This is a genomic window from Klebsiella sp. 10-1 (assembly GCF_009758445.1).
GTDB lineage: Bacteria > Pseudomonadota > Gammaproteobacteria > Enterobacterales > Enterobacteriaceae > Klebsiella > Klebsiella scottii.
This window is the reverse complement of the sequence record NZ_WQRE01000003.1, coordinates 718,025-743,413: the sequence shown is the minus strand read 5'-3', so window position 1 is coordinate 743,413 and position 25,389 is coordinate 718,025. Positions and strand designations below refer to the sequence as shown.

Annotated in this window: 12 protein-coding genes; 2 read left to right on the top strand and 10 right to left on the bottom strand. The window is 60.7% G+C overall.

All coding sequences use genetic code 11. The features are described from left to right. Nucleotide 1: 1 nt before the first annotated feature. From GO007_RS15210 to GO007_RS15190, 5 genes are read right to left on the bottom strand one after another with little or no spacing between them, the layout of a single operon-like run. The gene (locus tag GO007_RS15210) at nt 2-766 is read right to left on the bottom strand and encodes a thioesterase II family protein (RefSeq protein ID WP_095101253.1); all 765 of its coding nucleotides are present in this window, start codon (nt 764-766) and stop codon (nt 2-4) included. Continuing rightward, complete coding sequence (locus GO007_RS15205; RefSeq protein ID WP_095101251.1) at nt 763-1,854, bottom strand: Gfo/Idh/MocA family oxidoreductase; 1,092 nt, start codon at nt 1,852-1,854, stop codon at nt 763-765. Before GO007_RS15205 ends, GO007_RS15210 begins: the two co-directional genes overlap by 4 nt. Then, nucleotides 1,851-2,978 carry a saccharopine dehydrogenase NADP-binding domain-containing protein gene (locus GO007_RS15200; RefSeq protein ID WP_095101249.1) on the bottom strand — a complete coding sequence of 376 codons (1,128 nt, stop codon included), beginning with the start codon at nt 2,976-2,978 and terminating at the stop codon, nt 1,851-1,853. Before GO007_RS15200 ends, GO007_RS15205 begins: the two co-directional genes overlap by 4 nt. Beyond that, nucleotides 2,978-8,395: a non-ribosomal peptide synthetase gene (locus tag GO007_RS15195; RefSeq protein WP_095101247.1), complete on the bottom strand. Its 5,418-nt coding sequence runs from the start codon at nt 8,393-8,395 to the stop codon at nt 2,978-2,980. Before GO007_RS15195 ends, GO007_RS15200 begins: the two co-directional genes overlap by 1 nt. After that, nucleotides 8,392-17,970 carry a non-ribosomal peptide synthetase gene (locus GO007_RS15190; protein ID WP_095101245.1) on the bottom strand — a complete coding sequence of 3,193 codons (9,579 nt, stop codon included), beginning with the start codon at nt 17,968-17,970 and terminating at the stop codon, nt 8,392-8,394. Before GO007_RS15190 ends, GO007_RS15195 begins: the two co-directional genes overlap by 4 nt. A 599-nt stretch (nt 17,971-18,569) precedes the next feature. On the opposite strand from GO007_RS15190, the gene GO007_RS15185 reads away from it, so the two are divergent. Beyond that, the gene (locus GO007_RS15185) at nt 18,570-19,283 is read left to right on the top strand and encodes a 4'-phosphopantetheinyl transferase family protein (protein ID WP_095101243.1); all 714 of its coding nucleotides are present in this window, start codon (nt 18,570-18,572) and stop codon (nt 19,281-19,283) included. 280 nt (nt 19,284-19,563) lie between these two features. On the opposite strand, the gene GO007_RS15180 is transcribed toward GO007_RS15185, so the two are convergent. Beyond that, nucleotides 19,564-20,523, bottom strand: a complete 960-nt coding sequence (locus tag GO007_RS15180) for a quinone oxidoreductase family protein (protein WP_095101241.1) — start codon at nt 20,521-20,523, stop codon at nt 19,564-19,566. A 229-nt stretch (nt 20,524-20,752) separates the two neighbouring features. Further along, nucleotides 20,753-21,142 (bottom strand): RidA family protein, encoded by a 390-nt coding sequence (locus tag GO007_RS15175; RefSeq protein ID WP_095101239.1) that lies wholly within the window; start codon nt 21,140-21,142, stop codon nt 20,753-20,755. 141 nt (nt 21,143-21,283) lie between these two features. Between GO007_RS15175 and GO007_RS15170 the strand changes: the two genes are divergently transcribed. After that, nucleotides 21,284-22,204: a LysR family transcriptional regulator gene (locus GO007_RS15170; protein WP_095101237.1), complete on the top strand. Its 921-nt coding sequence runs from the start codon at nt 21,284-21,286 to the stop codon at nt 22,202-22,204. A gap of 126 nt (nt 22,205-22,330) precedes the next feature. Here GO007_RS15170 and GO007_RS15165 read toward each other — a convergent pair whose 3' ends face one another. The 3 genes from GO007_RS15165 to GO007_RS15155 are packed head-to-tail and all read right to left on the bottom strand — an operon-like array spanning nt 22,331 to nt 25,380. Then, entirely contained in the window at nt 22,331-23,083 is a 753-nt protein-coding gene (locus GO007_RS15165) for an amino acid ABC transporter ATP-binding protein (protein WP_095101235.1), read from the bottom strand. Continuing rightward, a complete protein-coding gene (locus tag GO007_RS15160) occupies nt 23,083-24,147 on the bottom strand; it encodes an amino acid ABC transporter permease (RefSeq protein WP_095101233.1) in 1,065 nt (354 codons plus the stop codon). Before GO007_RS15160 ends, GO007_RS15165 begins: the two co-directional genes overlap by 1 nt. A 9-nt stretch (nt 24,148-24,156) precedes the next feature. Further along, nucleotides 24,157-25,380, bottom strand: coding sequence for an amino acid ABC transporter permease (locus tag GO007_RS15155; RefSeq protein WP_095101231.1), 1,224 nt, complete (start codon nt 25,378-25,380; stop codon nt 24,157-24,159). Between the last annotated feature and the right edge of the window lie 9 nt (nt 25,381-25,389).

The window sequence follows — 25,389 nt, the reverse complement described above, 5'->3', positions numbered from 1 at the left end:
ATTATCCTTCACTGAACAAGGGTGAGAACTGCCGTAATGCCTGCCGCACGCAAGCCACCACGGCGGCACGCTGGCTGGCAATGAAAAAGTGATCGCCAGGAAAACGATGCACAATACTTTCAGCTGAGGTGTATGCCGCCCAGGCCTCGGCTTGCGACAGAGGCAGTTCACCGTCGCCTTCGCCGCTCAACACCACTATCGGGCAGGTGAGCAAACGCGCAGGCTGCGGGCGGTAATTCTCAATCAGTCGGTAATCATTGCGGATCGCCGGCAGCAGCAGCTCCGCCAGCTCTGGTTGTTCGCGCAGCGTCTGGTTATCGTCGCTGAGGCGCAGCAGTTCCTCGATAATTTGCCGATCGCTACCCAGATGAATGCCGCTATCCAGCGGATGAAAATCCGGCGGCTGGCGGCCTGAGACGATCAGCAGTTCTGGATGCCGGCCGTGGGCGGCCAGCGACTGCGCCAGCTCATGGGCGATGGCACCGCCCATACTGTGTCCGAGCAGGGCAAAACGGCGTCCCGCCAGATGCGGCAACAGCTCCTCCTGCAAGGCGGTCAGCAGCTCGGGCATATTGTCGATGAAGGGCTCAGCGAAGCGGTCCTCGCGTCCCGGATACTGCACCACTGCCAGCTCCGCCTCAGACGCATCGAACAAGTAAGGCCACGGGCGAAACGTACTGGCCGCCCCGCCGGCATGGGGTAAGCAAACCAGCAACAGCGGCGCAGCGGGTGCGGGCTGGTAAAAGCGTAAAAAATGCTGACTCATCGCGGGGTCTCCTCAGTTAACCGATCAATAAGCGGCAGGATGGCCGGCGTGTCGGGATAAATCAGTTCTGGCGGCCCCAGCACCGATGACACCCGATGCCAGAATCCGGTCACGCCCAGCGCCCATTGCACCTGCTGCTGCGCCAGCGCAGGGGCGTCGATGGAGCGCTGAAAATCCGCCACCGCGCCATTAATGGCCTGCGGCCACAGCTGTTCGAAAATCTCGCTGAAGCTGACGGCTTCGCTGCCAGGCAAAAGGGTGCTGCTGGCTGCCGATAAACGTTCTGTCCCCTCGCCCTCCAGCACCAGGCGATGGGTTTCATCACGGTGGGTATGTAATCTGGGGCTCCAGATCGCCGGGCCGTGGGTATCCGCGAGTGCCAGTACGCCGCTTTCGGCGGTGATGGTCAGGCGGTGCAGCAACAGCGCGTGGTTGTCGGCGTCTGCCGGATGGATTTGGTTCTGAACACGCAGCGTCAGCGGTACGCCGCCGATACTGCCGTGCAGGCAGGTATAAGGTCCCACCTGGCGGGGCTGCATCAGCTCCAGCTGCGCCGGGCGCAGTTTTCCCAGCGCGCGCGCAATCACATCCAGCAGCGGGTAGAGAACCTGCGCGCCGCACACGCCTTCAATGTATTGCACCGGCTGGCGCTGACGCAGAATCTCGGCCGCCTCAAGAAAGCGACGGATGGGGGCAACAAAGGGGTAGAAGGCATTGATGCCAAAACGGACGCGATGCTGGTGCGCCGTGCGCAGGCAATCGGCCAGCTCGTCAGGATGAAGCGGATGCTCCTGCAATACATGAATGCCCCGCGTTAACAGCTGGCCGGCGATTTCCGCGCCCTTGCCGCCGGAGACGGCCGCCCTCACCACCACGCAGGCAAGGTCTATATCGGCCGGCAGACTTGCCGCCGAGGTGTAGTGAGCGATATTCAGCTCACGCGCGTAGCCCGCGGACGCGGCAGAGCCGCTGGAAAGAATCCCGACCAGTTCAATCGTCGGATTGTTGGCCAGCGCGCGCAGATAAAAGCGGCCAAAGCTGGTACCACAGACAATCGCGCGGCGGCGGGGTGTCGAAGCTGGAGTCATATCACCCCCTGCTCTGGCTGCATATCCGGCAGATACTGGCTGATGTGGGTGCCCGCATGCAGCCGCGTGATATCAGCCAGCACGGTCGCCGGGTGCAGTACACCATCGGCAAAATGCACGCCCGGCGCAATCTCGCCGCGCATCAGGCTCAGAACGGTACTGACGGCGGTGGCGGCGGTGAGCGCCAGGCTGCTGTCCGTGCGCACCACGACGCGCCGACGCCGCTCCCCCTCCTGCTGCCAGTCAAACACCATCTGGTAATAAGGGGCGTAGCCCGCCAGATCAATTTCACTGGCCTTCTCCACCGCTGCACGGGCAAGCGCGAGACTCTGCGATGTGCCATCCACCTTGCCGCGCAGCCCGGTCAGGGTTTCCCGCAGGCATTGACCGCTGAAAACGTTGTACCAGCTCAGAGCGGAGAGATGATGGCGCAGCGCCAGCCGCTCGGCGTCGGCGCTCAGCCAGGGCAGTAACGTAACGTGGCCGGTGAAATGCGCCAGCGTATCCGTCTGCTGCGTTGACAGAACGTGGCGTGCGCGACGGCCGAGCCGCCAGCCGGCACCGGCCTCTCCGTACCAGTAATCGCTGCCCTGCAACGCATTGCATTGTTCATTTAACGACAGCACCAGATCGGCGGCAGCCGCGCCGCTCACCCGCTCAATACCGCCGCTGTAGACCGTCAGATCGCCGCCAGCACGCTGGCTCATCCAGCCCGGGACCAGATTCGCCAGCCCGGGCAACATCCCGGCGGAGAGCACCGCAGTCCAGCGCTTATCGCCGGCAGGTTGCCGCTGTAACAGATGCCACGCCGGGCCATCGCCTGAGACATCCACATAATGCGCATGCGCCGAGGCGGCAGCACGCGCCACCCGATCGAGCACCTGATAGGAGGGACCGGCGCAGTTCACCACCGCGACGCAACCCCGGCAAAACTCGCGAAGCGCCGCCTCCTGCCATAGATCCACCAGCTGAGCTTCCGCATCCAGCCGTGTCGCCAGCTGCCGTAAGGGATCGCGACGGCGACCGCCGAGCCGCAATGCAAATCCGGCCTGAGCCAGCCAGCGGCTGACATAGCGCCCTGCGCCGCCGGTGGCGCCGAGTACCGCGATGATGTTGTCGTTCATCAGGCTTCTCCCGGCGCGGTGTGGCGCGCGATCAGCGCAGCCAGGGCGGGCGCATGCTGACGAGCCAGGCAGCTAAAATGGTCGCCGGGCGTATCTTCAACAATGAGTTCACCCAGGCACAGCCGGCGCCAGTAGTCGTGGACGTCGCCGGGCGTACCGGGCAAGAGAGGATCGCTTTCGCTGTTACGCACCAGGATGGTTTTACCAAACCAGGGATCGGGGCGATATTGCCCCACTGACGCCATGCTGTGTCCGAACAGGGCGTAACGACTCGCAAACAACGCGCTGGCTTCATCTTCCTGATGGTAGGCTCCCTGGGCCATGCCGGCCGTCTGCAATGCTTGCAGGCGAACGGCCTGCGGCTGCTGGAACCAGCGCGTCAGCGCCTGCGCGACCTGCGAATGGTCGTCGAGGCAATCAAATGCGTCTTCGGCGATACGCTGCGGGGTCCGTTGCAGGATAGCGCTCACGGCGGCGGCCAGCGCCGGCTCCTGCGGCAGCCCCAGTTTCTCCAGGTCGGCCCCGATCGCGCGGGCAAACACGTAATCCACCAGCCGCGCGTCATCCACCTGCGGCGGCTGATACGCGCTGATGACCACCAGCTCGCGCACGTTTTTGCCGCGCTCGCTGAGCTGACGGGCGATTTCCGCGGCCAGCAAGCCACCGAGGCAATATCCCAGCAAAGTGAAGCTTTCCCCCTGCGCTGACAACGCATCGGCATAGTGGCCGGCCAGCGTAACCAACGCCTCATGCGGCGCCAGCGCCATAAACGCCTGCTGGCTGGGCAGTTCGAGACCTACGCCGCGGGCAAATAGCGACTTGTCCAGGCTCGCCAGCAGATGCTGATACGGCTGGAGATTGCCCGTACCGGCGTGAAGCAGCACGCAGCAGTGGCGGTGATAATCCTGCGGGCCCCACAGTGGAACCAGCACGGCGCGAGCCTGCTGTTGCTGCTCACTCTGCGTCGCGCTGCTGCGTAGCAAATCCGCCAGCGCCATCACCGTGGATTCCCGCAGCAGATGGCGCAGCAGGGTTTCCCATTCGAAATGAGCCGCCGCCGCGACCCGGGCGCGCAGACGTCCGATCATGCGTGATAACAGCAGGGAATCGCCGCCCAGCGCATAGAAGTCAGCATCGCGCTGCACGTCCGCCACTCCCAATACTTCCGCCCAGACGGCGGCAATCTGCTGTTCCAGCGCATCGCGCGGGGCGTTACCGCTGCCTGCCTGCTCCGCCCTGGTCAGCTGCTGCGGCGCGGCGCTCAGCAGCCGCTGACGATCGGTTTTACCGTTAGCCGTACGCGGCAGACGATCCAGCAGATGTAGATGCGCAGGCACCATATAGCCCGGCAGCCGATCGCGCAGAAAATCCCGCAGCTCATCGCGGCGGAGGCTGGCGCGGTCCGTTTTGAACCGGGCGATAAATACCCCCTGCCCGGAGCTGGACAGCGCGCTTTCCGCCGGCGGGGCGCAATCGGATATCGTCGCCCCCGCCTGCGCCAGCAGGTCAAGCCACTGCTCGCGGGTGAAGAACGTTTGATCGGTGTTGGCGCGCAGGTCCGTAAAGCCCGTCAGCTCCGGGAAGAACTCCATCGAAACCAGCAGCGGGTAGTTATGACGACGGAAAGGTTCGATAAACACCAGCGTACCGCCGGGCGCCAGCAATGAGGAGAATTGCGCCAGCACGTCACCGGCGTTGCGGGCGTTATGCAGCACGTTGGCGCACAGGATCACATCAAAGCTATTCGCCGCCATCCCCTGCCGCCCGGCATCTTCGTTCATGTCAAAAATGCCGTAGTGCATCCACGGATAAGGGGCGAAAAGCTTACGCGCTTCAACGAGGAAGAACTCTGACAGATCGGTAAACCAGTATTCAGGCTGCCAGGGCGCCAGAGCAGGCACCAAATCGCTGGCGGTCCCCGCCACGCCGGCCCCCACTTCCAGCACCCGTAACGGGCGGGCGCTGGAAGCCGCCAGCGCCGAGATCGCCGCAATCACGATCGCGTTCATGCTCTGACTGACCAGGTTATCCCGGTAGGCCGCGTGGGCGGTCGACAGCTCGCCTTCCGGGAACAGAATACCGCGGACATCGGTTTCGCCACGCAGCAGCCCGCTCAGGCAATCGCTGCAAACGCGGATATAGTGCAACGTCTGGCTGCCATAACCGGCACGCTGCTCAAGCTGTTCCACCTCGTGCCAGCACTGCTGCAACGTGGCCGCATCGCAGGGGATCAGGTCTGCGTAGCGTCCCTGCGCGTCCTGGGTGAGCGCACCGGCGCTGACCAATCCGGCCAGCCAGCGGCGCAGCAGTCGCTGATGAACCTCCGCCACCCCGGTCGCATGATAGATCTCTTCCAGCGAGTGACGGGAAGCGATCGTGGCGAACAGGCCATCCTGACGCAGGCGATCGGACATCGCGAGAATCGCCACGCGATCCGCTCCCGCCATTAACGCCTCGAAAGCTTCACCATCAATCTGCTGTTCAATATGTCGCGCACGCTGCCGGGCGCTTTCCATCGCCGGCCGACTGCCGGGCTGCTCGCCCGCCGCCAGTTCCGCGAATCCCAGCAGATTACTGGCGGTGCCATGACCTTCCGTCAGGCATACGGCAGCATCGGCGACAGCCGGGTGTTGGCGCATCGCCGCGGCGATTTCACCCAGCTCAACGCGGTGTCCGCGGATTTTGACCTGGTTATCGACCCGCCCCAGAAACTCGATGTTGCCATCCGGCCAGTACCGCCCCCGATCTCCGGTCAGGTACAGGCGCCGCCCGTCATCGCGGGTCACAAAACGCGCGGCGGTCTTCTCTCTGTCCATCCAGTAACAATCCGCCAGCCCGTCACCGCTGATGGCGATCTCGCCGCTGACCCAGTCAGGGCGGTCGTGCAGGCTCTCATCAACAATATGCAGTTGCTGATTGGCCAACGGCTTACCATACGGAATGCTCTGCCAGGACGGCGCGACGTGCGTGACCGGATGGAATACCGACCAGATTGCCGCTTCAGTCGCGCCTCCCAGCGCTATCAGTTGACCATCGGCTGAGATGGCCCGCAGTTGTTCCAGCAGATTGAGTGGAACCCAGTCTCCCGATACCAGCGCCAGGCGTAGCGTCGGCAGGGGCTGTTGCGTATCGGCCAGCATCTGCAGCTGGGCCGGCACGCTGTTCCATAGCGTGACGCCATATTGAGTGATGCATTCAGCCCAGTGTGAAGGATCCGCTTTTCTCGCTTCCTGCGGATAGACCAGAGCGCCTCCCGCCGCCAGCACGCCAAACAGATCGTACACTGACAGATCGAAACTCAGGTTAGCGACCGCCAGGACCCGATCCCGGGCGCTCACCGCAAAGCGACGGTTGATATCGGCAATCGTATTCCAGGCGGCATGATGGTTGATGACCACGCCTTTCGGTTCACCGGTCGACCCGGAGGTATAGATAATATAGGCAGGCTGATGGAGACCGATTCTGAGCGGCTGGAAATCACCAGCGGACGTCTCCGTACGCCAGGCGATCGGATCTACGTCCTCAGGTAATTGTTCCGGATCGTCACAGATTGCCCGGCGCACCCCGGCGTTACGCAAAATCGCCTCCCGGCGGCGGGCAGGCTGTTGCGCATCAACCGGTACATAGCACCCGCCATTCAGCAGGATGGCAAGAGGGGCGAGCGCATGGGCGCGCCCTTTCCCGCACATCACCGCGACGGCTTCGCCTGGACAGTGCCCCGCCCGCTGCAAATCCGCCGCCAGTCCGTAAGCCCGGGCGGCCAGTTCGCCGTAAGTCAGGCTCCCTTCATCGTCCCACAGCGCAATGGCATCCGGCTGCCGTTCCGCCTTATCCAGGAACCCCTGCTGTAGCAGCCGGGCGAAATCTGGCTGGCTATCCGCGTTAGTCCGTTGGCGAACGGCGGCTTGTGCCGCAGGCAGCGTCAGCAGCTGACGCTGGTTAAGGCAAGACTCGCCGTCCTCCAGCAGCCGCTGGATTAAACCGCTGAAGGCATTAAACGCGTGTTCAATAAACTGCTCGGGGAATAGCCCCTCGCGCGAGTCCCACGCCAGCATCATGCCATCGGGCTGGGCGGTGACCTGGCAGTCAATCAACACCTGCGGGGTTTGGGTTAAACCCTGCGCGATACGATAGCGCGCCGGGGCCTCCTGCCGTTCCCCCTGGCCGAGCGTGCTGGTAAACACCACGGGCATCAGCACCGCCTCACCGTGATGGCGTGACAGTTCACTCAACGCTTCAAGGCCTGAGAACGCGCTATGGTCGAGATCGGCAAACAGGCGCTGATTGAGGGTCAGCAGCTGCCTGGCAAACACCTCATCCCCACGCAGATCGACCTCCAGCAGCGTGACAGAGGTGAAATCCCCGACCACCCGTTCAAGGTCACGATGCTGCCCCTCACGGCGGAAAATGGGCAGGTTAAGCGTGAAGTGGCGACTGTCGCTGTAGAACCCCATCACCTGTGAGAACGCCCCCAGCAGCAGCGCGTTCAGCGTTACCTGTGCCTTCGCGGCCAGCTGGTTCAGCCGCTGACGCTGTTGATGGGACAAGCGCAGATGGCGACGGACAAATGTGGCTTTCTCAGCGGCGGCGCTAGCTGGCAAGGCCGGAGCATTGGGGAGCTCAGGGATGCGCTCCCGCCAGTATTGCTGCGCCTTACGGTAGCGCGCGCCCTGGCGCGCTGCGCGCCGGGCAATCACGTAGTCACGGAAACCCAACGAGGGCGCGGGCAGCAGCGTCCCTGGCGCAAACAGCAGTTGATCCAGTTCATCCACCAGCAGATAAAGGCTGGCGGAATCCACCAGGATCAGCTCAATCGACAACAGCAGGCGGGTTTGTCCTGCCGCGAAGATAGTGGTCGCAGCAAAAAGCGGCCAGCGCTGGTAATCCGCCGGGGCAGCCAGCATCGCTTCGCGCAACTCAGCGATACGCGCCCCGATTTCTGTGGTTGGCAGGTCTGGCCATTCGTGTTGTTGCGGCTGGAATAGCGGCACCTGCGGCAGAACGCGCTGGAATCCCTCTTCCTCAATCACCACCCGCAACATGTCGTGGCGAGCAATCAGCTGATTAAGCGCCCGGCTGAGCTGCGCAGGCGTGACGGGCCGATCAAAACAAATCTCCAGATATCCCCGACAGGCGACGCCGCCGAACGCGAACGCGCTATGGCGCCCGACAAAATAGGCCTGCTGCGCCTCCGTTAAGGGGAAAGGCGTAAAACGCGCATCGGGATCGGCTTGCAGCACTGCCCCGCTCTCCTGCTGCCTGAGCCAGTCGAGGATGGCCGGTTTATAGTCGCGCAATTCCTGCATAATGGCTTCGGTCATCACTCCCGCAGGCGCGCGAAAGCGCAGATTGTTCTCCTCCTGCCACAGTTCAATGCCCTGAGTTTCCAGTCGTACGATAACGTCAGAAATTTTCACAATAAACCTTCTTCCATACTGTTTTTGTCAGTCAAATGCCTTTCGACGGATGCGCAAAGGCCCGAGAGGGTAGCGTCAGCAAAAAAGTCTCGTAGTGTCAGACGGATACCGAAGTGTTTGCAGATTTGCGCGACCAGGCGGGTGCCCAGTAGCGAATTACCGCCAGCGCTGAAGAAGCTTTCGCTGGCATGGCCCGGCTGCGCGCCCAGCACCTGCTGCCAGATGTCCGCCAGCGCCTGCTGGTGAGGGTCGTCCAGGGACAGCGCGGTTTCCGCAGCCTGAGCGGTGAGCTGCGCCAGCGCCTTACGGTCGATTTTGCCGTTAGCGGTGAGCGGCCAGCTGCTGAGAGAAGTGATGGCCGCAGGGATCGCCCAGCCAGGCAACACGCTACGCAGCCCGCGCTGCACCTCGTCGATCGCTGTCCCGCCCTCATAGAAGGCGTGCAGGCTGGCGCTGACGCCGTTCCCCTTGAGTAACACCACCGCGCGGCGTACCCCCGGACAACGCTGCAGCTGCTGTTCAATTTCGCCCAGTTCAATACGGTGGCCGCGTAACTTCACCTGACCATCGCGTCGCCCGAGGAATTCGAGGACGCCGTCGGGGCGGTAACGTCCCATGTCGCCCGTGCGATACCAGCGCTGCGGGTAGTCGCCGCTAAAACTGGCCTGGGTCAGATTCCGATCGCCACAGTACCCGCGCGCCACCCCCATCCCGCCAATCCACAGCTCACCTGCCACCCAGTCCGGCAGATCGCAGCCCAGTTCATCCACCACCCTGAACTGCTGATTGCGCAGCGGTAAACCGTAAGGGACCGATGTCCAGTCGCGCGGCGGCCGGACCGGAACCGCCCAGGCGTTGGACCAGATGGCGGCTTCCGTCGCCCCGCCCAGCGCAATGGTCCGGCACTGCGGCGCAACAGGTTCCAGCCGGGCGGCAATGTCCGGACTGACCCAATCGCCTGACAGCAATGCCAGACGCAGCGCCGGTAATTCACCGCCGCGCAGCTGCGCGATTTCGATCGTCATCTCCATCAGCGTGGGGACGCTGTTCCAGACGCTGACCCGGTGCTGCTGCATTAGCGCCAGCCACCCCTCGGCATCGCGATGCTCTTCTTCCGCGCTGAGCACCAGCTGCGCGCCCAGGCTCAATGCGCCGAAGATATCGAAAACCGACAGGTCAAAATCGAGCGCGGCCACTGCCAAAAACACATCCTGACTGCGGATGGCATAACGCTGGCAAATGTCGTCGACGGTGTTACTGGCGCTGCGGTGTTCAACTTCCACGCCTTTGGGTTCACCGGTCGATCCGGAGGTAAAGATGATGTAAGCCAGGCTGGCCACATCGGGCAGCACCGGCTCAGGCAGCGGCGCGCAGTTGAGTAGCTGCTGCAGAGGAAGAGATATGGCGCCGTCCACGCAGCCAATCGCCCGCTTCGCCTGTGCTTTACGGCATAACAATGCCTGCCTGGCGGGCGGATGTTTGCCATTGACGGGCAGATACGCGGCGCCCGCCGCCAGTACGCCCAGCACCGCCGCTATCTGATCGACGCCGCGCGGCAGACCTATCGCCACGCAGTCGCCTTCGTTAACTCCCTGCTGCTGAAGACCCGCCGCCACCGCAAGCGCTCTTTCCCGCAGCTCGCCGTAGCTGATGCCGCCGCTCTGCCCGTCCCACAGCGCTATCCGCTGCGGGTGACGACGCGCCTGCTCAAAGAAGCCCTGATGCAGCAGCGCCGGGCCCTGCTGCGGTGCTTCGGTGGCATTGATCCGCTCGCGAACGCTCCGCTGAGCGAGCGGCAGCTGGCGCGGCGGCGGCAGCTGCCAGTCGTCGTCGGCCAGCCGCTGCAGGGCCGCGCAATAGCTGGCAAACATCTGCTCCACCATCTGCGGCGGGAACAGATCCTCCAGATAATCCCAGCTCAGCAGCAGGCCATCTTCGAGGTCAATCACCTGATGATCCAGCCACACCTGCGGCGTCTGAGACAGCGTAAAATCGGGCCAGGGCGCGGCTTTCGCCAGCGCATCGGCCACGCCGAGCATGCTGGTGAACACCACCGGCACCCCTCGCGTTTCACCGCCATGATGCTGCGCCAGCTGCCGCATCACGCTGACAGCGGAGACCTCCTGATGATCCAAATCGCGCCAGATTTGCGCCTGCATCCGCTGGGCATGACTAAGCCAGCTCTCATCCGCCCGGGCGTGGTATTCCGCCAGTATCAGCGAGGTAAAGTCGCCGATGACCCGGTTGATATCAGGATGGAGCGGCTTGCGGTCAAACAGCGTCATATTAACCACCAGCGAGCGCTGCCCGCTCCAGCGGCTCAACACCTCGGAGAAGCAGGTCAACAGCAGCACGGAGGGGGTAATTTGCGCCTGGCGCGCCCGTTGCAGGATCTTTTGCCACTGCGGCGTTGCCAGCCGGGCCTGCAGGCGGCGGAATACAGGCTGAGTCAGCGTCTCCGGTTCAACCTGCGTCGGTAATGCAGGCGCGGCAGGCAACGAAGCCAGCCGCTGCTGCCAGTACTGGAGGGATTCAGAGGACGTCCCCTGCCGCTGGCGCAGGCATTGGTAATCGCGGAACTCCACGCCGAGCGGCGGCAAAGGCTGCTCAGGATGCTGGTAGTAGTGGAACAGTTCGGTGAACAGCGTCAGCATGCTGAGGCCATCGACAATCAGGTTGTCGAGCAGCACGGCCAGCCGCAGCTGGCGATCGCCGTAATGGATGACCTGGACGTCGTAGAGACGCCCGCTGTCGGGGGCCAGTTTCTGTCGCGCCATCTGTTGACGCAGTTCATCCAAAGAAACGGCGCCCAGGTGATGCTGGCGGAAGTGGTAGAAAGGCACCTCCTGCATAATCTGCTGCTGGCCGTCAGCGGTGATGCGACAACGTAGCATGTCATGACGCAGCACCAGCTGATGCCATGCCTGCTCCATGCGCGCGATGTCCATACCCGGCAGTTCATATTCGTTGTAGCACTGCGCCGCGATATCACCGAGCGTGAACGCTTCCTGGCGGCCCAGCCAGTACGCCTGCTGCACATCGGTCAGCGGGAAGGGTTGGTAGCGGCAGGTCGCGTCATGCGTTAGCACCGGCTGCTGCGCCGTTGCTTCACGTTTCAGGCTGGCAGCAAACGGGCGTAGCTCAGGGGTGCTAAACAGGGACGAGAGCGCCCCACGGAAACCCGCCTGTTGTAGTCGGCTCATCAGGCGGGTTGCCACCAGGCTGTCGCCGCCAAGGCTGAAGAAGTTATCGCTCGCGGCAACGTGCGGCACCGCCAGCAGCTCACGCCACAGCTGCGCCAGCAGGGTCTCCGCCTCGCCGCTGATGGGCTGTTGCTCACCGGCATGCGCTGCCTGTTCCAGCCGCTCCGCAATCTGTCGGGTGATAGCTTCACGATCGACTTTGCCATTGGCGGTGAGCGGGATCTGGCTGATTTGAATCAGGTGCTCAGGCACCTCATAATCCGGCAGGCTGGCCTGCGCGGCGTGTTTTACCGCGGCCAGGTCGATCGGCCGGGAGGCCACCAGCGCCGCCGCCAGCTGCCGCGTTGTGCCGGTTAACACCACCGCCACGGCGCTCTCCACCTGCGGCAGACGACTGAGCGCGCCTTCCACCTCGCCCAACTCAATGCGGTGGCCGCGGATCTTGACCTGATTATCGGCCCGGCCAAAGAACTCCAGCACGCCGTTGGGACGATAGCTGGCGACGTCGCCGGTGCGATACCAGCGACGTTGCTGCCACGCGACGAACTTCTCTGCGCTGCGCTTTTCATCACCGTGGTAGCCCGTCGCCACGCCGGCCCCGCTGACCCACAGCTCGCCCTTGACCCAGTCCGGGCAATCACCTCCCTGCTGGTCCACCACCCGGCACTGCATATTCGCCAGCGGGACGCCGTACGGCGCCGATGCCCACCAGGGATCGTCAGGCTGGATCTCATAACACGTCGAGTGAATCGCCGCCTCGGTCATCCCGCCGAGGGAGACAAAACGCGCCTGCGGCGACAGTTGCCATAAATCCTGCGGCAGCTGGCGCACCACGCGATCGCCCCCGACCATCACCAGACGCAGCGCCTGAGTGAGTCCATGCGCTTGAGCAGCAACGGTAATCATCTCGATCAATGCGGGTACGGCGCTGATGACGCTGACCTGCCAGTGGTTAATTAACCCCACCCAGGCGGCGGCATCACGGCGCTCCGCCTCATCCACCACCGCCAGCGAGGCGCCACGCCCGAGGAAGGTGAAAATGTCGTAGGCGGAGAGATCGAAATCGAGGGCCGACAGGGTGATGGAGCGATCCTTGTCGCTGATGCCGAACCGCGCCGCGACGGCGTCAACGGTGTTCGCCACCGCGCCATGACTCACCACCACCCCTTTGGGGGTGCCGGTTGAACCGGAGGTAAAGATAATGTACTTCGCGGCTTCTGCAGGCTGCACACGGGGCGCGGCCAGTGGGGTCGCCTGTAATGCCTCACTAAGGCTGGTTACCGCTACGCCCTGCGGCCAGCTGAGCTGATGCAAACTGTTTTCATCGCACAGCACCCGCTTTACCCCGGCATCGCGATAGACCACCGCGCGGCGCGCTTCCGGTAAACCGATGCCGGAAGGGACATAGCAGCCCCCCGCAGCTAACACGCCCAGCACCGCGACAATTTGCCGGGGGCCTTTTGCATGGGTAATGGCGACTCTGTCGCCGGGTTGTATCCCTCGTTGCTGCAGATAGCCCGCAACCGCCAGCGCCTGTTGCGCCAGGGTGCCGTAATCCATCCGCCCTTCCCGGCCCCAGAGCAGCGCGGTGGCGTCCGGATGTTGATGGGCCTCGGCAAAGAAGCGCAGGTACAGCGGCCGTGAATCCGGGAAGGAGAACGCGGTCTGATTGGTGAGCCGGCGTACCTGCTGCTGGCTCTCCGGTAATGGCAGCGTCACCGGCTGGCGCCAGTCGGATTGGGTTAGCTGCGCCACCAGCTGACAGTAGCTGCTGAACATCGCCTCGATCATGCCCGCCGGGAATAACGCCTCCAGCGCATCCCACTCCAGCAGCAGACGCCCGCGCGACTCGCTGATTTTTGCGTCCAGCCACACCTGCGGCGTTTGCGTGATGGCGTAGATTTGTTGGGGGAAGGCATCCGAAAGATCGAGCGACGCGTCTTTATCCAGCCCGATAACGCTGGTGAACACCACCGGCATTGAGGCCATAGTCTGACCTTTCTGGCGGGCCAGTTCGCGCAATACCCAGATCCCGGACACTCCGCGTTGCGCCAGGGCCGCCCCTTCCTGCTGCTGCAGGCGACGGGCCGCGGCAAGGAAATCGCCTCCGGCGCTGCTTTGATAACCCAGCAGCAGAATTGAGGCGAAATCACCGACCACATGGTTAATCTGCGGATGGCGCGGCTGACGATCAAACATCGTCAGGTTGATGGCCAGCGCGGTCTGGTCGCTCCAGCGAGCCAGCACTTCGCCATAGGCCGCAGCCAGCACCACGCTCGGCGTAATGCCGTAACTTTTCGCCACCGCCTTTAACTGCTGCCAGCGGCCGGGAGATAACTCGTGACTCCAGCGACGAAAACGCGGCTGTTGCAGGGTTTCAGGCGCGACCGCCAGCGGCAGCGCGGGACGTTCCGGCAACGTTGAGAGATGCTGCTGCCACCACGCCTGCGCCTGCCGCTCGCGCTCCGCAGCGGGCCGATTTTGCAAGACATAGTCGCGGTAGCGGATGGACAGTTCCGGCAGGCTGGAGCGGGGATCGCGATACAGCCGATCCCATTCAGTAAACAGCACCATGATGCTGCGGCCATCCAGCATCATACTGTCCAGGCTGACGAATAAACGCTGGCGCTGCGCATAATGGGCGACATGGATGGCGAACAACGGCCACTGACACGGATCGTAAACCTGATGTGACAATGTTTCGCGCAGGGTTGCCAGTTCAGCCTGTGCATCTTCGTTCAACCAGTGCTGCTCAATTTCCCACGCGGGAAGCTGCTCCGCGACCTGCTGCTGCCCCTCCTCCGTTACGCGAACGCGCAACATGTCATGACGCAGCATCAGCTGACGCCAGGCCTGTTCCAGCCGCACGACATCCAGCCCCTGGCCGTCGAACTCAATGTAGAAGTGCGACCCTACCGCCCCCAGCGTCATTTCCCCGGAGCGACCTATCCAGAAAGCACGCTGGATATCGCTGAGCGGGAACGGTTGATAACGATTGGCTTCATCGGCGCTAAGCGGCTGGTCAGGTACCTGATGCTGGCGTCGCACGTGGGCGCAAAATGCCGCCAGCGTTGGCGTGGCGAAGAGTTCGGCCAGGGGGGCGGTAAGGCTCTGTTCATGCATCCTGGCGATTAGGCGCGTGGCGATCAGGCTGTCGCCCCCCAGCACGAAGAAATTGTCCTCGCGTCCCACCTGCGCGACCTGCAGCTGCTGCTGCCATAGGGCGGCGACCCGTTGCTCAATCTCCCCTTCGGGAGGCTGAAATTGTCGTTCAGCGCTCGCCAGCTGCCGCTCTGCCTGCTGCTTCAACGCGCGACGATCCAGTTTACCGTTCGCCGTCAGCGGCATTTCTGCGAGGAACTGATAGTGTTCCGGCACGGCATAGGCTGGCAGCTGGGCCTGTAGCCAGCTGCGCAGCGTTGCATGACTCAGGGGTTGCAACGTCACCAGGCTAGCGCACAGCTGTCTGGCAGCCGGCGATACGATGCCAACGCTTGCCTGAAGCACCTGGGGATGGCTGAGTAACGCGGTTTCAATCTCACCCAATTCAATACGGTGGCCGCGTATTTTAATCTGCTGGTCGGTACGCCCAATGTACTCAATGATGCCTTCAGGCCAGTAGCGTACCCGGTCACCGCTGCGATACCAGCGGCGGCCAGCATCCTCAACAAACTTTTCCGCGGTACGGACAGGATCTTTCAGATAACCCAGAGCCAGGCCGGGTCCGCTAACCCACAGCTCGCCGCCGACCCAGGCCGGGCAATCGCGACCGCGATCATCGACGATACGGCAATGCATATTTGCCAGCGGCTGCCCGAAAGGCACCGCTGACCATCGCGTATCATCCGGCTGCAGGACAAAAACCGTTGAGTGGATAGCCGCTTCCGTCATCCCGCCCAGCCCGACAAATGCTGCCTGCCCGGTCAGCGACCACCAGCGCGAGGCCATCTCCGCCGGGATGCGATCGCCCCCCATCATCACCAGACGCAGCGATGGCAGGGGTTTGTCGGCCGCGGCGGTGAGGATCATATCCAATAGCGCCGGAACGCAGCTGATGATCGTGACCTGCCAGCGCTGTAACAACGCCACCCACGCGTGGGCATCCCGGCGCTGGAATTCATCGACCACCACCAGACCTGCTCCACGGCTCAGGCTGGCGAAGATATCGTAAGCCGACAGGTCAAAATCCAGCTCAGAAAGCGAGATGGTGCGATCCGCCGGCGTGAACCGGAACAAGCCGTCGACGGCATCAATGGTATTGGCTACCGCGCCATGTGAAACGGCCACGCCTTTTGGCGTCCCCGTCGATCCGGATGTGAAGATCGCGTACATGGCCTGCTGAGGCGAAACCGGCAGGCAAAATTGCAATGGCGGGCTGGCTAACGCCGCGCTGAGCGGCACCACGGCCACCCCTTCTGGCCATGACGGCTGGCAACCGGGCCGATCGTCGCTCAGGACCCACCGCACGTCAGCCGTCTGATACACCTGCTGGCGGCGTTGTAACGGCACATCTATCCCGCAGGGGACATAGGCTGCGCCGGCGGCCAAAATACCCAGCGCGGCGATGACCTGCCCGATGCCCTTCCCCATGCTGACAGCAACGTAGTCGCCTGCCTTCACGCCCTGCTGCTGCAGATATCCGGCAACGCATAACGCCTGATGCGCCAGCTCGCCATAGGTCAGTTGCTGCTTATCCCCCCACATCAGCGCAATCGCCTGGGGCCGTTGTTGAGCCTGGTGGAAAAAGCGCTGATGGAGCGGGATACCCGATGCTACAGGCGCTTCGGGCTGAGGGAATGACGCCAGCGGAACCGGCGTGGCAAGCGGTTTCCGCCAGTTGACGGGATCTTGCAGCAGCTGAAGCGTACGCTGACGGAACCAGTCAAACATCGCATCAATAACCTGGGGTAAGAACAGGTCGGCGCGGAAATCCCAGTTCAGCAGGATCCCCCCCTGATACTCTGTGGCCTGGGCATCCAGCCACACCTGCGGCCCCTGCGAGATTGACCAAACCGGGTCGCCCAGCGTCTGTTTGACCTCGGGTTCATACAATTCACCCAGCGCCAGCGCGCTGGTGAAAACCACCGGAGCCAGCACCTGTTCCCCACTTTGCTGCCGGGCCAGATCGCGCAGCACCTCAACACCGCCGTAGACCGAATGCGCCATTGCCTGATGCAGTTGCCCCTGGAATCCCCTCGCCTGGGCGATAAAGTCAGGCTGGCTGGCAGGTTCAATCGTCACCAGCACCGAGCTGGAGAAATCACCGACCAGGAGATCGACCTGAGGGTGGTCGGAGTGGCGGGAAAATACGGGCAGGTTAAGCACGAAGGGAGCGGCCCCGCTCCACAAACCAATTGTCTCGGAAAACAACGTTGCCAACACGACCGGAACGGTCAGCCCGGCCTGTTGACTCAGCTGTGACAGCGTCTGACTTTGAGCTTCATTAAGACAGAAGTGTTTGCGTTCAGTACGGGGAACAGCGCTCGCCGTGCGCAGCGGTAAGGCAGGCGGACCGGCCAAATCGGCTAATTGCTGCTGCCACCAGCGGCGATCTTCCTGCCACTGCGATTGCTGATTTTCACGTTTTTGCCGGAGATAGCTCTGGTAGCTGAAATTTAGCTCGGGAAGGGACGCGTCGGGGCGGGCATAGAGTGAGGCCAGTTCGCGCAGCAGAATGCGCAGACTGGCGGCGTCACCCGCGATCATATCCAGATCCAGATGCAGCCGGCTGCGCTGTCCGGGCAGCCGCGTCAGTGCCAGCATCATCGTCTGGCCCTGTTCGATATCCAGCCTCTGGTGGGTGTAGCGTTGACGATATTTTTCCAGCTGTAGCGTCACTTCCGTTGCGCAGAGATCGATTAAGTCATTCACCTGTAACTGACAATCTGAAACCGCGACGGTGTGCTGTAACCCTTCGCTATTGATGCGCATCCGTAGCATCGGATGGCGGGCGATAAGCTGCTTAAATGCCTGATTAAGACGCTCAGGTTCCAGCTCCGCCCCATCAAGCTCAGCATAAAAATGGGCAGAGACGCCGCCAAGTTGCTGCTGCTCCTGGCGACCGATCCAGAAGGCATGTTGCATCGCCGCCAGTTCAAAAGGGGCTTCGCCTGCGTTGACGTGCATGGCTGGAGGCACGGTGATGCTACTGGCCGCCCGCACAATGGCAATCCATTCCGCCAGCGTTCTTTTTCCAATCAGCTCAGTAAACCTGACGGAGATACCTGCGCGGCGCAGTTCACTGGCCGCACGCATGGTGCGCATCGAATCCAGGCCGTGGCAGATCAAGTCACTTTGGTCATGCAACTGCTCTGAGGGCACATCTAACAGCCGGGTTAACAGACTTTTTAACAGCGCTTCTGGCGAACTCATGGTGGTGATATCTCCTGTCAATAGCCGAAAACAGGTTTTGGCTATTTCCTTGCCAATGAGGAGATATGTTGGTTTTAATCACTGTCCGCCGTCATGCGTTATAAGTTATGCCTTAAGACATTTGACTATGCGAAGGGCCAAATAACAGCATCGAATCTGTGCCCTTAACTCAGAAAGGCGGCAATTATTATAATAATGGAAGGCCGTTAGACGATAATGCAGTGGTCGGATTATCGGGATTCGTGCCGTGGACCCTGTGCCCCAGCCTATATTGTCGGCAGAGAAAAGCGCGCTCCTGCCTGCTCCATCAATTCCCGGTGCTGAAAATCAAAACCGCCCCGGTCAGGGCTGATACGATTTTTTATTTTATCCGCCAATGTGGCGGCGGCCGATCGCAGCGATGCAAGCGCCGGATATCCTGTTCAATGACATGGATAAGCGCTCACCCGTTCCCCGATAAATGCCCTGCTTTGCAAACATGCTGATTTTCCGCGCCCGACGCCTGACATTTTAAGCCACAATAAAATTGCTAAAACAGACGGGGCCGTATAGCATCAATAGAATATATCTCCAGCTTCAATCATGGTGTCATTTTAATCATGTTTGTGTTTACAAAAAAGTTACCTGATGGCAAATTCATTCGTTCACATAGAACCGGCCATCTTATTCACGAACCCTCAATAGGTGTTTGTGAGATAGCGTTTCAAACAAACAACTATCGCGATGCACTATTCACAGAGCATTCAATTCAGTTTCCAGAACAGCTCTTCGCCGCGGTAGCAAAGCGTCGTTCCGAATATCTGTGCGGGCGTCTTGCAGCTCAAACGCTATTACACGAAAAACAGATTTACGCACAGGTAACCCAATCAACAGACGGGGCACCAATATGGCCTGGGGGATGGCTTGGTTCTATTTCTCATACAGATCACTGTGCGATAGCGGTTATAGCCCCGCAAAATAAACGATGCATTCTCGGTATTGATATTGAGAATTTTAACCCCGAAGCGCTGGACGAAATAGCCGGGACGATCGCTCAAGAAAGTGAGCGAAAACGCCTGGCGAAAAGTGAAATAGATTATAATATTGCATTACACATCGCGTTTTCGGCAAAAGAAAGTCTCTACAAGGCGCTATATCCCCAGGTGAGACAAATTTTCGGTTTTGAAAGCGCCATAATTACCGATATAAACACGCACAAGCAAACCTTCAGTATACAGCTGACACACGCCCTGACTCCCGCGCTTCCAGCTGGATTCCAGCGCACCGGTTATTATCAACTCGATAAAGACAAAGTCGTTACCGTTATTTACTAAGATATCATTATTATAGCCTTACCCGATTTAATACCGATGCCGGATGCTAATAATAAAATCCTTATGTCACCAATAAAACAGATGACTATGACAAAAGATCTCTAAAAGTGAATGGTTCGTTTTAGCGGGATACTTACAGTCTCCCTGCCTGAAGTAAGGCAGCTGCGTGAAGGTATCCGCAAACCTGGACGACGTGACGGCAGCTCCAGCATGATCCGAATTTCAGGATCGGCCAGAACCACCTAATTCGCCCCGCGCACTCACGCAGCTCAAACGCGCATCATGGCTTCATAACGATGCGGCCCAGCGGTTTTGCGGTCTCGGCGAATTCGTGAGCCTCGGCAGCGTTGGTCAGGGGGAATATGCGGTCGATGACAACCCTGATGCGCCCTGCAGCTACGGCCTGCAGCATGTCGTCCACACTTGAGCGAACTCCGGGCCTTTCAAAAAGAGGTCCCATGAATACCCCCATGAGCGTCTGGTTGGACTGCATTGGCGGCCACAGGTCGACAGTCAGGCTGCCACCCCCCGCATTACCGACGAAGACGAGACGTCCTTCCGGAGCGAGTGCAGAAAGTGAAGCAGGCAACGTCGTCCCCACAGGATCGATGACGAGGTCAACACCGGCGCCGTGGGTGAACTGTCGGACACTGTCCACCACGTTATTCGCGGCGCGATCCACGACGTGGTCGGCGCCAAGTTCAAGCAGCCGGCTCCTGCGCTGCGTTCCGCTTGCCACGGCGATGACCGTCGCGCCTGCCTGTGAGGCAAGCTGAACGGCCGCGAGACCCACGCCGCCGGCTGCCGCCTGAATAAGGACGGTTTCTCCGTGCCGGAGCATGCCCCGCGTGAAAAGGCAGTGATGCGCGGTGCCGAAAGAGATCGGGAGCACCGCCGCTTCTGCCGCGTCCACCCCATCGGGTATCAGCCACGTTCGCTCCGCGGGCACGGCCCAAAGCTCCGCATGCGACCCCTGCATGTTAAAAGCAGCGACCCGGTCCCCAACCGTACGGCTACGGACGTTCGCTCCGACAGCAACAACCGTGCCCGCGGCCGCGTAGCCGACGATCCATGAAGGATGAGGCGGCGGCGTTGAACGGCGGTTGATCAGATCCCCCCCTTCAATCGAGATAGCCTCGACAGAAATCAGGACGTCGTCAGGTCCCGCGACCGGATCGGGGATATCGACATATTTCAGGACGCCGGGCGCGCCTTGCACGTCATAAACCGCTGCTTTCATAAATTTTCCTCTGTCTCATCAGTCAATCCAGACCGATCCGGCTCCTGGCACATCAGAAATCTCCTCGACCTCTGACCGGTAGGCAGCCACAACCGCTATTCGGCGGCATTGCATTAACTCACTGCCGCATTCCCCGCGGTGGGTTTTCGTCGATGCTGCCAGGCCGTAATGGCCACAGTCCGCGCAGGCTGCCCTGCTGAATTTTCGACTGTCCGAAGATCCGTAACGCTTACGGCAGCCTGGCAATCACTTTAATCTCAAACTGGAATCCGTAAAGCCACGTCACGCCGATCCCGGTCAACGTGGGGTAAGGCGCTTCCCCCCAATATTCTGGCAGGACGCTCCAGATAGCGTCGAGGTTCGACTCGGGATCGACGACGAAGAGGGTGACGTCAACCACGTCACCGAATGTGCAGCCCGCAGCCGCGAGAACAGCATTCAGATTATCGAATGCCAGCCTGACCTGTGCTTTTAGATCCGGTTCAGGCGAACCATCCTCGCGGCTACCCACCTGCCCCGAAACGAACAGGAAACCGTTGGATTTGATGGCCGGTGAATAGCGATTGCGCTCATAGAGCGCCTGCCGACCGAAGGGAAAAACTGCTTCGCGTGCTGTCATGTTTGTACCTTTGCAAGGGGGCGAAATCTGCCCGGTGAACATAAAGACACTTTACACGCGCTGGATCGGCTGGATAAACAAGCGACTTTGTCCATCATTGTTTGTAAAATCCAAACAATCGCTGAAAAGAGAGGATAAGGAATGGATCGTTTCGATGCGATGCGCGCCTTTGCTCGCGTGGTGGAGGCCGGTAGCTTCACAAAGGCCGCCCAAACGCTGCATATGAGCAAAACCACGGTGACGCAGCTCATTCAGCAGCTGGAAGCGCGCCTGCGCGTCAGGTTGCTCCATCGCACCACCCGCAGGCTCGGCGTCACTCCCGATGGAGCGGTCTACTACGAACGCGTCATCCGCCTGCTGGCGGACATGGAAGATGCTGAAAACAGCCTGTCCAGTGCGGCGATTACGCCCAGGGGACGGCTACGGGTGGATGTGCCCAGTCCGCTGGCCCGCCTCCTCCTGGTGCCGGCGCTACCGGCTTTCCACGCACGCTACCCTGATATCCAGTTCGACATGGGCGTGAGCGACCGGGTGGTGGATCTGATCGGCGACAACGTGGATTGCGTCCTGCGCGGTGGCGAAATCAACGACCAGTCCCTGATTGCACGCCATGTCGGCGATTTGCCAATCGGCGTGTACGTCGCGCCGAGCTATGTGGAACGCCTTGGCGCCCCTGCGCACCCGCGAGAACTGGAAAACACCGACCATCGCATCGTGGGTTTTTTGTCTTCGCGCACCGGTAAGATTGATCCTCTGGTGCTGCGCAGTGAGAGTGAACATATTGAAATCACGGGCCGCTATGTACTTGCCGTGGATGATGGCAATGCTTACCTCGAAGCCGGGTTAGCCGGGTTAGGAGTGATTGCGCTGCCAATCTATATGGCGGCAGCACATCAGGCTGTAGGCGCTTTAATTCCGTTATTTACACAATGGCGTATCAGTCCAATGCCCCTGCACCTGGCGTTTCCGCCGAACCGCCATGTCAACGCCAAACTGCGAGTTTTTATTGATTGGATCATTGAATTGATGCAGCAGCATGCCCCGAATTCCAACCATAAGTAGCCACATGCAGGCCCCCTGAATCGCTCCTGCACCGGTTCAGTCGCTATGCAACCGACCGGTTAAACCGAAAGTCCCACTCATGTTGGCAGGCAGACTTGCCAACATGAGTTAACGCGCACCGTTACGTTAATGGCTCAATATTTGCTCCAGAAATTGCCGGGTACGTGGATGTTCCGGCTGGCTGAAGAAGCGTTCCGGCGGCGCGGATTCAACAATCTGCCCGTCAGCCATCAGGATCACGTTGTCCGCCACCGTGCGCGCAAATCCCATCTCATGGGTAACGACAATCATGGTCATTCCGCCCTCCGCCAAATCCAGCATCACGTCCAGCACCTCTTTAATCATCTCAGGATCGAGCGCCGAGGTGGGCTCATCAAACAGCATAATTTCCGGCTGCATGCACAGCGCGCGGGCAATCGCTACGCGCTGCTGCTGGCCGCCAGACAGCTGCAGCGGGAATTTATGCGCCTGATTGCCAATATGCACTTTCTCCAGATAGTACATCGCCAGCTCCGTCGCCTGCTTCTGGTTCATCTTGCGCACCAGCCGTGGGCCGATGGTGAGGTTGTCCAGCACGCTAAGATGCGGGAACAAATTGAACTGCTGAAACAGCATACCGATGCTCAAACGAATGCGGTTGATATTGCGCACGTTGTCATTCATTTCGATGCCGTTCACCAGGATCTGCCCCTGCTGATGCTCTTCCAGGCGGTTAATGCAACGGATTAACGTGGATTTTCCCGAACCTGAGGGGCCGCAGATCACCACTCGCTCCCCTTTCGCCACGTTCAGGGATACGTTGTCCAGCACCTGAAATTTTCCGTACCATTTGCTGACGGCGTTCATTTCGATAATCGGGTTTGGTAATGCGACGGACATCAGGCGACTCCTTCTGAGTGGTAGCTGGCATCAATGCGTTTTTCTACCCAGATGGCGTAGCGGGAAAGCATAAAGCCGAACAAAATATAAATGGCCGAGATAAAGACGTAGGTTTCGATGTAGTAGCGCCGCCACAACGGGTCCTGCATCACCGCACTGGTGGCGGTAAGGACGTCAAACAGGCCGATAATAATCACGAATGAGGTATTTTTCATCGCGGCGATAATATGGTTGGTTACCGCCGGCAGACAGATGCGCAGCGCCTGCGGCAGAATAATTTTCGTCGTAGTGTGCCAGTAGCCGAGGTTCAGCACGGTCGCCGCTTCATACTGCCCACGCGGTACGGATTGCAGGCCGCCGCGGATGACTTCCGCCTGATAGCAGGCGAAAAACAGCGCGATGCCGACGATAATCCGCAGCAGCTTGTTGATCTCCATATTGGTAGGCAAAAACAGCGGAAACACGTTCACCGCGACAAACAGAATGGTGATCAGCGGCACGCCGCGCAATCCTTCAATAAAGATCACCGACAGCCCGCGCAAAAACGGCAGCGGCGAACGTCGTCCCAGAGCCAGCGCTACCGAGACGGGCATGCCGATAACCACCGTGCCGGAAAACAGCAGCAGCGTCAGCGGTAGCCCGCCCCAGTCGGCAGACTGAACGGGCGGCAGGCCAAACGCGCCGCCGCTCATCAGGCAGGACATTGCCGCCAGCGCGACGCCCCACAGCGGCCACAGAAACCGCGAGTGCCAGCACGCGGGCGACAGCGACAATCCCACGCTGACGAACCAAATCAGCATGCACAGCGCCGGACGCCACTGCTGTTCATAAGGATACAGCCCGAACAGAATCGGCCGGTATTTTTCGCCGATCACCGCCCAACACGCGCCCGCCGCCGCGCGGCACTGCTCCACGCCGCCGGTAAATACCGCATCCGTCACGCCCCAGCGCAGCAGCTTGCCGCCAACCATGAAAATCAGGGCCAGAAGCGCCAGGGTGAGCGCAGTCTGAGCGACGTTGCTGAACAGATTACGCCGTAGCCAGTAAATAGCCGAATGTTGCATTGCCACTCCTTAGCGCTCTTTAATGGCGACGTAGCGGTTAAAGATATTCATCAGCAGCGAGGTTGTGCTGCTGATAATCAAATACACCACCATCATAATGGCGATAGCTTCCAGCGCCTGTCCGGTCTGATTCATTAAGGTATTACTGATATTCGCCAGTTCCGGATAGCCCACCACCACGGCAATGGAGCTGTTTTTCGCCAGGCTGACGTACTGGCTGGCCAGCGGCGGCACCATCACCCGCATCGCCTGCGGAATAATGACGTGCCGAATCACATGCCAGGGCGATAGCGACAGCGAACGCGCCGCCTCAAGCTGCCCTTTCGGCACCGACTGGATCCCGGCGCGGACGATTTCCGCAATAAAAGCGGAGGAATAAAGCGCAATTCCCAGCAGCAAGGCGGTGAATTCCGGACTGATGGTAAAGCCGCCGCGAAAGTTAAAGCCCCGCAGTTCCGGGCGGTCAATAGCATGGGGGGCGCCGCCTAACCACCAGGCCAGCAGCGGCAAACCGATAATAAGCGCCACGCGCAGGCGGGCGACAGGTAGCAGGCGTCCTTGCTGCTCACGTAGCCGTCGCGCCAGCGTCGACAGGACGATATTTAACGCCAGCGCCGCCAGCAGAGCCCAAAACGTCCACAGCCAGCCGGGGTGCGCCTGCAAAACGGTAAAGGTCAGACCGCGGTTGGTCAGATAACCCGCCCCACCCAGTTCGATCGCCGCGCGCGGCGAAGGCAGGTTGCGGATCACCACCGACCAGAAAATCACCTGTAAAATAACCGGCACGTTGCGCAGCAGCTCGACGTAGCCTTCCGCCAGCTTCACCAGCAGCCAGTTTTTCGAGACGCGTCCAAGACCGACGATGAATCCCAACAGGGTTGCCAGCACGATGCCGCAGGCGGTGACATACAGGGTGTTGAGTAAACCGACCAGCACTGCCCTGGCGTAGCTGTCGCGCGGGGTATAGTCGATTAGCGTTTCGCCGATGGCGAACTGGGCGCTTTGCTTCAGAAAGCCGAAGCCGGTGGTGATGCGCTGCGTTTGCAGGTTTTCCACCACGTTGTTGTAGAGCCATCCGCAAAAACCCACCAGCAGCACGGCCAGCAGGATCTGGTAACACCAGGCGCGCGTGGTTTTGCTGCCGACGAGCGACGAAGGACGAAACGCGGCGTCCTGCGTCGGCGTGGCGGGAGATCTTGTGCAGGTGTTTGCTTGTTCTGGTTGTTTCATCATGTCAGGATC